Below are 10,078 nucleotides of genomic sequence, written 5' to 3' on the forward strand. Positions count from 1 at the left end.
AGCGACCGGACGAGCGGGGAGACGTGGTGATCGTCGACGCGCACCACCACCTCTGGCGACCCGAACGGGGCTACACCTGGCTCGACGACCCCGAGCTGGCCGGCATCCGCCGGCCGTTCACCCCGCAGGACCTCCGCGCCGAGGTCACCGCCGCCGGTGTACGCCACACGGTGCTGGTGGAGGGCGGTCGCTGCCACCGCGACGAGGTGCCGGAATTCCTCGGGTACGCCGCCGACACCGAGCCGATCGCCGGAGTCGTGGCCTGGGCCGACGTCACCGACCCCGACCTGACGGACACGCTGGCCGGCTACCGGCGGATGCGGGGCGGCGAGCTGCTGGTGGGCATCCGCTCGCAGATCCAGGGCGAGCCCGACCCCGACTACCTGGACCGCCCGGAGGTCCGCCGGGGCCTGGCCGCGGTGGCCGACGCCGGACTCGTCTTCGACCTGGTGGTCCGGGCCGACCAGCTTCCCGCCGCGGCCCGGGCGGCGCGCGACCTGCCCCAGGTGCCGTTCGTCCTGGACCATCTGGGCAAGCCGCGCATCCGGGCCGGCGTGGCCGGGCTGGCCGGGTGGTCGGCGGACCTCGCGGCGCTCGCCGTCAGTCCCAACGTGACCGCCAAGCTCTCCGGCCTGGTGACCGAAGCCGGGCCGGGCTGGACGGTGGCCGCGCTGCGCCCCTTCGTGACCGTCGCGGTGGACACCTTCGGGGCGTCGCGGCTGATGTTCGGCTCCGACTGGCCGGTCTGCCTGCTGGTCGCCGACTACGGGACGGTGCGGGACGCGCTGGGCGCGGCGCTTCCACCCCTGTCCGCGGCCGAACGCGACGAGATCTTCGCCGGCACCGCGACGCGCGTGTACCGGCTCGCGGTCGGACCGGAAGGAGCTGACGGATGCAACGCTACGGCACGGTGATCCGGCTGCGCCCGGAGCGGCGGGCGGACCACCTCACCGACCCGCGCCAGCCGATGCGGGAAGTCCGGCACCTCGACGAAGGCGGAACGACATGACGCAGGCCGCACTGTACGTCGGCGATCGCACCTTCACCGTCGAGGAACGACCGGCGGTGCCGCCCGGGCCGGGAGAGGTCCGCATCGCCGTCGCCTACACCGGGATCTGCGGCACCGACCTGCACGTGCTGCACGGCGCGATGGACCATCGGGTGTCCGTGCCGGCGGTGATCGGGCACGAGATGGCCGGCCGCGTCGCCGAGCTGGGCGCCGGCGTCACCGGCTGGCGGGTCGGCGACGCGGTCACCGTGATGCCGCTGGCCTGGTGCGGCCGGTGCCCGGCGTGCCGCGCCGGCAACCAGCACGTCTGCCACCGGCTCACCTTCATCGGCGTCGACTCCCCGGGCGCGATGCAGGGCTCGTGGACGGTGCCCGCCGAGACCCTCGTCGGGTTGCCCGAGGGGATGTCCCTGCGACACGGGGCGTTGATCGAACCGACCGCGGTGGCGGTGCACGACGTACGGCGCTCCCGGCTGGCGGCCGGCGAGCACGCGGTGGTGATCGGTGCGGGCCCGGTCGGCCTGCTGATCGCCTGCGTCGCGCGGAGCGTCGGCGCGGCCGTCGTCCTGGTCGAACTCGACCCGCACCGCCGTGACGTCGCGGCGAAACTCGGCTTCACCGTGGTCGACCCGGCCACCACCGATCCGGCGGACTTCGTGGACGGCTGGACCGGCGGTGCCGGAGCGGCAGTGGTGTTCGAGGTGTCCGGGTCGGCGGGCGGGGTGCGGACCGCCACCGGACTGCTCGCGGTGCGCGGACGCCTCGTCGTGGTCGGTATCCACCCGGTGCCCCGCGAGGTGGACCTGCACCGGGTCTTCTGGCGCGAGCTGGAGATCGTCGGCGCCCGGGTCTACCGGCGCGACGACTTCACCGAGGCGGTCCGCCTGCTGGCCGCCGGCGAGGCGCCCGCGGCGGACCTCATCTCCGCGGTGGTGCCGCTGAGCGACGTGGCGGGAGCGTTCGACGCGTTGGAACGTGGCGGAGTGGTCAAGATCCTGATCGACTGTGGCGGAGGCCGATGACCATGTTCGACCTGACCGGCCGGCTGGCCGTGGTGACCGGGTGCCGACGCGGTATCGGCCTGGCGATGGCCGAGGCTCTCGCGGGCGCCGGCGCCGACATCATCGGCGTCAGCGCCGCCCTGGAGAGCGAGGGCAGTGAGGTGGCGCGGCGGGTCGAGGCGCGGGGCCGGAGCTTCACGGCGTACCGCGTGGACCTGGCCGATCGCGCGGCGGTGGGCGCGCTGGCCGCGGCGCTGGCCGGCGGCCCTCGCCCGGTGGACATCCTGGTCAACAACGCCGGCACGATCCGGCGGGCGCCCGCCGCCGAGCATCCGGACGAGGACTGGGACGAGGTGGTGCAGGTCGATCTGACCGCGCCGTTCGTGCTCGCCCGCGAGATCGGTCGGCAGATGGTCGACCGGGGGAGCGGGAAGATCATCTTCACCGCGTCCATGTTGAGCTTCCAGGGCGGGGTCAACGTGGTCGGGTACGCGGCGGCGAAATCGGCGATCGCCGGGGTGACGAGGGCGCTGGCCAACGAGTGGGCCGGCCGGGGCGTCAACGTGAACGCCGTCGCCCCCGGCTACATCGCCACCGACAACACGCAGGCGCTGCGTGACCAGGTGGACCGCAACCGGGCGATCCTGGAGCGCATCCCGGCGGGCCGGTGGGGGCGACCCGAGGACCTGGCCGGGGCGACGGTCTTCCTGGCCTCCGACGCCGCCGCCTACGTCCACGGCACCATCCTCGCCGTCGACGGAGGGTGGCTGGGCCGCTGAGCCGGAGGGTGGATGCCCGCGTGCGACGGCGGCCCGCCGTTCCCCTCGCGGCCAAGGCACTAGATCACCCGGAACATGGTGAAGCGGCAGGGGGCTGGTCAAGGACCGCGCCTCCGGTGGAAAACACCTGGCGGATCGCGGCGGCCGCTGTTACCTTGCCGGAGGCCGTGCGAGAGACCGAGGAGGTGGTACCCGTGAACGTGTCGACATGGGTGCTCCCCTGCGGGGTCACGGTCGGGCGATAGGTCGCCCGGGAGCGCCGTTCACGAGCACTCCCGAAAGGCACGACCATGCGATTCACCACTGAGCAGCGTCTGAACGACGGCGTCGTCGAGCGCGGGTTCACCCTCGACGAGATCCCCGGCATCCTGTGGACGCCCGCGTCCGCGTCCCCGTCGGCGCCGGTCCCGCTGATCCTGCTCGGCCACCCTCCGCTCGGGCTGCGCACGATGTACCCCCGCCTGGTGGCTCGGGCCCGGCGCGCCGCGGCGGACGGCTTCGCCGCCGCCACCATCGAGCTTCCCGGCAGCGGTGACCGGCCCCGGTGGCCGGCTCTCGACCAGGCCCGCGCCGACCTGCGCCGGGCCATGGCGGCCGGCGACCGGGTCGACGACGGGATCGTCGACGCGCTCATCCTTCCGCTCGTCGACAAGGCGGTGCCGGAAACCCAGGCCGCCCTGGACGCACTCCTGGCGCTGCCCGAGATCGGCGGCCCGGTCGGGTACTCCGGCGGAGTGATCTCCATCGGCATCCGGCTCGCAGTGGTCGAGCCGCGCATCGTGGCCGCCGGCCTCTTCGCCGGAAGTTTCGTGCCTCGCGCCATGTTCGAGGAGGCCCGTCAGGTCACCGTCCCGCTGCACGTCCTGCTCCAGTGGGACGACGAGGGAAACGACCGGCAGGCGGCCCTGGACCTGTTCGACGCCTTCGGCTCCGCGGAGAAGACGTTGCAGGCCACCATGGGCGGACACACCGGAGTCCCACCGTACGCCGGGGAGGGCGCGGGCCGGTTCTTCGCCCGGCACCTGAGCTAGCCGCGCGTCGGACCGGCCCGAGGCCGGCGGTCAGCAGACGCACACCCGCCCCGACCGCGGCGGTACCGGCCGGTCGGGGCGGGTGTGCGCGCCCACCCGGACCGGGAGTGGCCGCGCCGCCCGTCTCAGGCGCAGCCGCGGTACTGCAACGCGGCGTCCTTCATGTACGCCCACAGCGCGAGGCCGTTCCAGTAGTCGTAGGTGAGCGTCCAGCCGTTGGCGGTGTTGCCGGTCGGACCGGTGACGACCTGACCGTAGCGGCGGGTGCCGTACAGCGTCGACTCGTGGGGCGCGGTGTACATGCCCGCGTAGTCCCAGACGACGGTGAAGCTGCTCGTGGTGCAGGCCGCCTGGGCCGTACCGGCCGGCACGAGGGCGGTCGTCGTCGCGAGGCAGGCCGCCGTGACGTGCAGCAGCAGTCGTCGAACCGTCACCGTGTCCTCCATTCGATCGTCGTAGGTGAATGTACTACGGCCGGCGTCCTCTCCTTCCCCCGCCGGCCCGCCCTCGCCCGCGGCTGACCGTTGCGGTCGTAGGATGCCGCGGTGGCCGACCACACGACCGGCAAGATCGACTTCAGGAGGACGCTCGACGCCTACCGGGCGAGAGCGGGTCACTTCCGGACGGTCGACGTGCCCGACACGCGCTACCTCATGGTCGACGGCCACGGCGACCCCAACACCTCGCCCGCCTTCACCGAGGCGCTCGGGGCGCTCTACCCCCTTCACCACCGCCCGGCACAAGGCACGCTGGCGCTGGACGCTGATGCTCATGGTCCCCGACTGGATCGACGAGTCCATGGTCGCCGCCGCCGTCGCGCAGGCCGCCGCGCGGAACCGGCCGGCGCGCCTGGACGACGTCCGCCTCCGGGTGCTGTCCGAGGGGCGGTGCGTGCAGACGCTGCACGTGGGCTCCTTCGACGACGAGGCCGACGTGCTCGCCCGGCTGCACCACGAGCACCTCCCGGCCAACCGTCTGCGGATGACCGGCGACCACCACGAGATCTACCTCAGCGACGTCCGCCGGGTCGCGCCCGAGCGGCAACGCACCATCCTCCGGCAGCCGGTCACCGACGTGTGAGCAGCGCCTGGAGGTCCGGAAGCCGGCCGAACATGTCGGGGAGGCCGCGGAGGCCGTCGCGTACCGACTCGTGCGACAGCGCGAGCTCGGGGCCGGTGCTCGCCTCGACGCCGGCGAGGCAGCGCAGGATGTTCCACCTCGTGTGCCCGAGCCAGCCACCGATCATGAAGGCGAACCAGCTCGGGCCCGGCGGCGGCACCGCCCCGCCCGCCGCGACGTACCCGTCGAGGACCGCGCGGAAGACGGCGGGCCGAATGTCGTCGAAGCCGGGCCCCTTGGCGAGGCCCAGCGCCGTCGAGCCGAGTTCGCCGGAGAGGTCGAGCAGCCCCGACAGCTCCCAGTCGAGTATCACCGGGCGGCCGTGGCGGGAGAGCAGGTTCCACGGCTGGATGTCCCGGTGGGTCAGCACGACCGGGCCCGGCCGCTCGCAGGTGTCCACCAGGTGGGCGATCGCGAGGAACGTCCCGACGTGCGCGGCGAGGTCGGCGGCCCACGGCTGCCGGGTCGCCGCCGCGCGGTCGGCCAGCTCGGGCCAGTCCCGGGGCGTCGGCTCCTCGTCCGACACCCGGGGCCAGTCGACGTCGAGCGCGTGAAGGCGGGCGAGGACCGCACCGATCTCGAACGCGTACGCCTGCGACACCGGCGCCTCGGGCACCCGCTCGCCGTCGACCCAGCGATGGACGAGCGTGCCGTGGCCGACCGAGATCGGCTCCGGCATCGGGATGCCGGCGGCGAAGGCCGCCCGCTCGAACCGGAACACGTCCTCGGCGTGGTATGCCGCGCGGCGGTCGGCGAGGTTCAACTCCTTCACCGCGAACGACCCCCGGTCGGTGTCGAGCCGGTAGGTCCGGTTGGCGAAACCGCCGTGGACACGCGTCATCGGCCCGGTCGGCACGCCGAGATGGGACAGCTCCACGCCGGACCATTCTAGGGCTTCGCAGTTCACCGCCGCGTCCGCGCGGTCGTGGTGAGGTGGCCACGATTTCTGGGGTTCCTGGTAGGGGGGCGTTGGTCCTTATGGTGGCTTTCGGACCGAGTCGCCCCCTGGAGGTTGGTGATGACGACACTTCCGGACGCCGGGCTGCGCGCCCGGATGGCGGGTTACTACGACATCCTGGAGAAAGCCGACGACCAGGGGGATCTCTATGCCCGGCTGCTCCGCGGGCCGGAGGATCCCTATCCGGTCTACGAGCAGATCCGGGCGCTCGGGCCGCTGCCGCGCAGCGCGCTCGGCACGTGGGTGACGACCGATCACCGGATCGCCAACAAGGTGCTGCGGGACCGCCGCTTCGGGGTGCGGCTGGCCGACGGGCAGAAGGTGCCGGAGTTCATGAACTTCGACAACTCGATGCTCGGGCTCGACCCGCCGAACCACGCCCGCCTGCGCAAGCTCACCATCCCGGCGCTCAACCCGCGGATGGCCGGCAGGTGGCGGGACCGGGCGGACGAGCTGTGCGCCCGGTTCATCGACGAGCTGCCCGCCGGCGGCGCCACGTTCGACCTGATGACCGAGTTCGCCCAGAAACTGCCGGTGACCGTGATCGCCGATCTCGTCGGTATCCCGGACGACCTGCGACCGCGCTTCACCCGACTGAGTCGGCGGATCGCGCCCCTGCTCGACGGCGTGGTCTCGTTCCACAAGGTACGCGGCGTCGACCTGGCCATCGGTGAGCTGACCGACATGTTCCGCGGCATCATCAAGCTGCGGCAGGAGGACCCCGGTGACGATCTGATCAGCCAGATGCTGCCCGCGATCGACGACGGCAGGCTGACCATGGACGAACTCGAGCCGCTGTGCATGTTCCTGCCGCTGGCCGGCTCGGAGACCACTGTCAACCTGATCGGCAACGGGGTACGGGCGCTGCTGGCCAATCCCGACCAGTGGGACCTGCTCCGCGCCGACCCGGAGGGCCTGGCGGCGGGCGTGGTCGAGGAGACGCTGCGGTTCGACCCGCCGGTGCAGCAGTACCGCCGGGTCGCCCACCAGGAGATCGAACTCGCCGGGGAGGTGCTGCCGGTCGACGGTGAACTGGCGATCCTGGCCGCCGCCGCGAACCGCGACCCGGCCGTCTTCGACGACCCGCACCGCTACGACATCACCCGGAAGAGCGCCGCGGACACGCTGTCCTTCTCGGCCGGCATCCACTACTGCCTCGGGGCTCCGTTGGCCCGGGTCGAGGCCGAGGCGGCGTTCCGGGCGATCGCGACGCGCCTGCCCGATCTGCGCGTGGCGGGCGAGCCCCGGCGCCGCGACTCGTTCATCATCCACGGCATGCTGCACTTCCCCCTCTCCGTCGGGTGAGCGCAGTGGATCCACTCTGTATGTAGGCGCTTCCATATGCAGCGCAAGTCGGGCAAACTGGGCCCGCCACCTAGCGACTTCGAGGGGAATCATGGAGCCATCGACCACTCAGTACGCCGCAGCGGAAAGTCCTGATGTGGATGGCCGGCCGGCGGCCCTGCGCCTGACCGGCCTGCACAAGGAGTTCGGCTCGAACACCGCTGTCGACCACGTCGACCTCGTGGTGCCGCAGGGCTCCTTCTTCGGACTGGTCGGCCCGAACGGCGCGGGCAAGACGACGTCGCTGTCCATGGCGGTCGGGCTGCTCCGCCCCGACGAGGGCGCCTCGCAGGTGTTCGGGGTGGACGTGTGGTCCGACCCGGTCGAGGCGAAGACGCTGATGGGTGTGCTGCCCGACGGGCTGTCCATGCCGGAGCGGCTGACCGGGCGCGAACTGCTGACGTACATCGGGCAGCTGCGCGGCATCGAGGCCGGCGTGCTGGCCGGCCGGGTCCAGGAACTACTCGACGTGATGGAGCTCGGCGGCGCCGAGCGTACCCTGGTGGTCGACTACTCCACCGGCATGCGCAAGAAGATCGGGCTGGCGACCGCCCTGCTGCACGGGCCCCGGCTGCTGGTGCTGGACGAGCCGTTCGAGGCGGTCGACCCGGTCTCCGCGGCGGCCCTCAAGGCGATCCTCATCGGCTTCGTCTCCGCCGGTGGCTCGGTGGTGCTCTCCAGCCACGTGATGCCGCTGGTCGAGCAGCTCTGTGACACGGTGGCCATCATGGCCGCCGGCAAGGTCGTGGCGGCCGGTCCGCTGGGCGAGGTGCGCGGCGACACCACCCTGGAGCAGACGTTCGTCAAGCTGGTCGGCGGCGACGAGCACACCCGGAAGGGGCTGTCGTGGCTGGCGTCCTGATCCGGATGAAGCTGTCGATCATCAAGAACTCGATGACCGGCGGCCGGGCCGCGTGGATGCTCGTCGGCGCGGTCTTCGGCCTGCTGTTCGCGGCCGCCACCATCTGGCTCTCCCTGGTCGACCTGCCCAACGCCGACGTGCTGGGCGACCTGCTGGCCGGCGTCTTCCTGATGTGGACGCTCGGCTGGCTGATCGGCCCGCTGTGGGGCGGCTCGGCGGTGCTGCGCGCCGACCACTTCGCGCTGCTGCCGGTGCCGCGCCGCCGGCTCGCGGTGGGGCTGCTGGGGGCGGCGTTCGTCGGGATCACCACCGCGGTCACCGCGCTGGGCTTCCTCGCCCTGATCACGTACGGGGCCCGGCAGGGGCTCGTGCCGGCGTTGCTGGCGGTGCCGATCGCGGCCCTGCAACTGGTCTTCGTCGTGCTGCTGTCCCGGGTGGTCTACGCGTTGTTCGGCGTCGTCGCGGCGTCCCGGCTGGGTGCGGCGATCACCGGCGTGCTGTTCGCGGCGATGCTCGTGCTCACCCAGTCCGGCTGGATGATCGTCGTGGCCGTGATGTACTCCGACATCCTCCAGACCGGGTTCTCGCACACCACCACCGTCACGCTGCGGTCGATCCCGTCGAGCTGGGGCGTGGTGGCGGTGGACGCGGCGGGCCGTGGGGACTGGCCGCTCGCGCTCGCCGCGCCGGCCGGCCTGGCCGTGCTCTGCGTGCTGCTGCTGCTCGTCTGGTCGGTCGAGCTGGGCAATCCGCGCCGGGCCCGGGTCACCATCCGGGGCAGCGCCGGCCGCGCCCCGGTCAGCGGCGGCCCGCTCGGCGGCACCACCGGCGCGGTCGTCCGCAAGGAGCTGCGCACCTGGTGGCGTGACCCGCTGCGGACCACCACCGCGGTGGTGCCGATCGTCTGGGCGCTGGGCACCGTGCTGCTGCCGCTGACCTTCGACGCCCGGCTCCTGCTGCCCTGGGCCGGTCCGGCGGTCGCGCTCTTCGCGATCACCTCGGCCTGCAACCTCTACAGCCAGGACGGCACCGCGCTCTGGCAGACGATGACGACCGGCACCCAGCGTGCCGACGTGCGGGGCCGGCAGGTGGCGTACCTGATCGTCTTCGCGCCGGCGGCGATCGCCCTGAGCATCGGCTTCGTCTGGTGGAGCGGGATGACCTGGACCTGGCCGTGGGTCGCCGCGGCGGTGCCCGCCCTGCTCGGCGGCGGCGCCGGCCTGATCGTCTACTCGTCGGTGTTCGGCATGGTCCCCGGCCCGGACGCCCACAAGCGGCCGAGCAACCCGCTGGAACGCGCCGACACGACCGGCCAGTCCAACGTGCTGTTCTGGGTCGGGCTGCTGCCGCCGGCGCCCGCCCTCGCCCTGGTCTACCTCGGCACCCGGTTCGACCAGCCGTGGCTGAGCTGGGCCGGGGTGCCGGTCGGCGTGTTGACCGGCGTCGTCGTCGCCTGGGTGCTGGGCGGTGCGGCGGTCCGCAAGCTCAGCGCGGACGGCTCCGACCTGCTGCACACCATGCGCACCGGCCGACCCACAGTGGTCCGCAGGGCCGGCGACGCCGAGGCGGCCAAGAAGGGCGGCACGATGGAGGGGCTGAGCTGGGGCCTCGGTTCGATCCTGCTGATCCCGCAGGGGATCATCCCGCTGGTCTTCATCCTGTCCGACATCGACGTCAAGTCCTGGTTCCTGGCGATGTACGTGCGGCCCCTCTACGGCGTGCCGATCGCCGTGGTCAGCATCCTGGCCGGCGTCGCCCTGTACGCCCGGGCCATCATGACCAAGGTCAACAACCGGGCCGGGCGCGGCGCCGCCCCGTCGGCGACCCAGGGACGCGAGCTCGAATCGGTCTGACCGGCGACCACCGCGAAGGGGGCGGGGCAGGCATCACCACGATGCCTGCCCCGCCCCCTTTCCCGCTGCGGTGAGGGGCTGCCACCTCGCCTAGGGGTTGGTCCGTGAACAGGGCATTCATA

9 protein-coding genes and 1 pseudogene are annotated in these 10,078 nt (G+C 72.7%); 8 read left to right on the forward strand and 2 right to left on the reverse strand.

Annotation, left to right across the window (positions count from 1 at the left end; all coding sequences use genetic code 11):
* Window positions 1–26: 26 nt before the first annotated feature.
* From GA0070213_RS27380 to GA0070213_RS27400, 4 genes are all read left to right on the forward strand, one after another.
* A complete protein-coding gene (locus GA0070213_RS27380) occupies window positions 27–914 on the forward strand; it encodes an amidohydrolase family protein (protein WP_091070955.1) in 888 nt (295 codons plus the stop codon).
* Between the two features lie 91 nt (window positions 915–1,005).
* Window positions 1,006–2,031: a zinc-dependent alcohol dehydrogenase gene (locus GA0070213_RS27385; protein ID WP_091070902.1), complete on the forward strand. Its 1,026-nt coding sequence runs from the start codon at window positions 1,006–1,008 to the stop codon at window positions 2,029–2,031.
* A complete protein-coding gene (locus GA0070213_RS27390) occupies window positions 2,028–2,789 on the forward strand; it encodes an SDR family oxidoreductase (RefSeq protein WP_091070905.1) in 762 nt (253 codons plus the stop codon). The genes GA0070213_RS27385 and GA0070213_RS27390 overlap by 4 nt, the downstream gene beginning before the upstream one ends.
* Window positions 2,790–3,079: 290 nt before the next feature.
* Window positions 3,080–3,820, forward strand: coding sequence for an alpha/beta hydrolase (locus GA0070213_RS27400; RefSeq protein ID WP_091070908.1), 741 nt, complete (start codon window positions 3,080–3,082; stop codon window positions 3,818–3,820).
* A gap of 125 nt (window positions 3,821–3,945) precedes the next feature.
* Here GA0070213_RS27400 and GA0070213_RS27405 read toward each other — a convergent pair whose 3' ends face one another.
* A complete protein-coding gene (locus GA0070213_RS27405) occupies window positions 3,946–4,254 on the reverse strand; it encodes a hypothetical protein (RefSeq protein ID WP_139128734.1) in 309 nt (102 codons plus the stop codon).
* Between the two features lie 111 nt (window positions 4,255–4,365).
* Between GA0070213_RS27405 and GA0070213_RS32695 the strand changes: the two are divergent.
* Window positions 4,366–4,900, forward strand: a pseudogene (locus tag GA0070213_RS32695) (GyrI-like domain-containing protein).
* On the opposite strand, the gene GA0070213_RS27415 reads toward GA0070213_RS32695, so the two are convergent.
* Entirely contained in the window at window positions 4,887–5,816 is a 930-nt protein-coding gene (locus tag GA0070213_RS27415; RefSeq protein ID WP_091070911.1) for a phosphotransferase family protein, read from the reverse strand. The pseudogene GA0070213_RS32695 and the gene GA0070213_RS27415 overlap by 14 nt on opposite strands.
* Before the next feature lie 141 nt (window positions 5,817–5,957).
* Here GA0070213_RS27415 and GA0070213_RS27420 point away from each other — a divergent pair, with 141 nt between their 5' ends.
* The 3 genes from GA0070213_RS27420 (at window position 5,958) to GA0070213_RS27430 (ending at window position 9,956) form a co-directional block, all read left to right on the forward strand.
* Window positions 5,958–7,202, forward strand: a complete 1,245-nt coding sequence (locus tag GA0070213_RS27420) for a cytochrome P450 (RefSeq protein ID WP_091070914.1) — start codon at window positions 5,958–5,960, stop codon at window positions 7,200–7,202.
* Between the two features lie 91 nt (window positions 7,203–7,293).
* A complete protein-coding gene (locus GA0070213_RS27425) occupies window positions 7,294–8,103 on the forward strand; it encodes an ABC transporter ATP-binding protein (protein ID WP_091070915.1) in 810 nt (269 codons plus the stop codon).
* On the forward strand, window positions 8,088–9,956 hold the full coding sequence (locus GA0070213_RS27430; RefSeq protein WP_091070918.1) for a hypothetical protein: 1,869 nt from the start codon (window positions 8,088–8,090) through the stop codon (window positions 9,954–9,956). Before GA0070213_RS27425 ends, GA0070213_RS27430 begins: the two co-directional genes overlap by 16 nt.
* Window positions 9,957–10,078: the final 122 nt, after the last annotated feature.

This window comes from Micromonospora humi (assembly GCF_900090105.1).
Lineage (GTDB): Bacteria > Actinomycetota > Actinomycetes > Mycobacteriales > Micromonosporaceae > Micromonospora > Micromonospora humi.

Bases quoted from the DNA above. Each gene is read 5' to 3' on its own strand.
- GA0070213_RS27385 (WP_091070902.1), top strand. From the start codon at position 1,006: ATGACGCAGGCCGCACTGTACGTCGGCGATCGCACCTTCACCGTCGAG.
- GA0070213_RS27400 (WP_091070908.1), top strand. From the start codon at position 3,080: ATGCGATTCACCACTGAGCAGCGTCTGAACGACGGCGTCGTCGAGCGC.
- GA0070213_RS27425 (WP_091070915.1), top strand. From the start codon at position 7,294: ATGGAGCCATCGACCACTCAGTACGCCGCAGCGGAAAGTCCTGATGTG.
- GA0070213_RS27390 (WP_091070905.1), top strand. From the start codon at position 2,028: ATGACCATGTTCGACCTGACCGGCCGGCTGGCCGTGGTGACCGGGTGC.
- GA0070213_RS27420 (WP_091070914.1), top strand. From the start codon at position 5,958: ATGACGACACTTCCGGACGCCGGGCTGCGCGCCCGGATGGCGGGTTAC.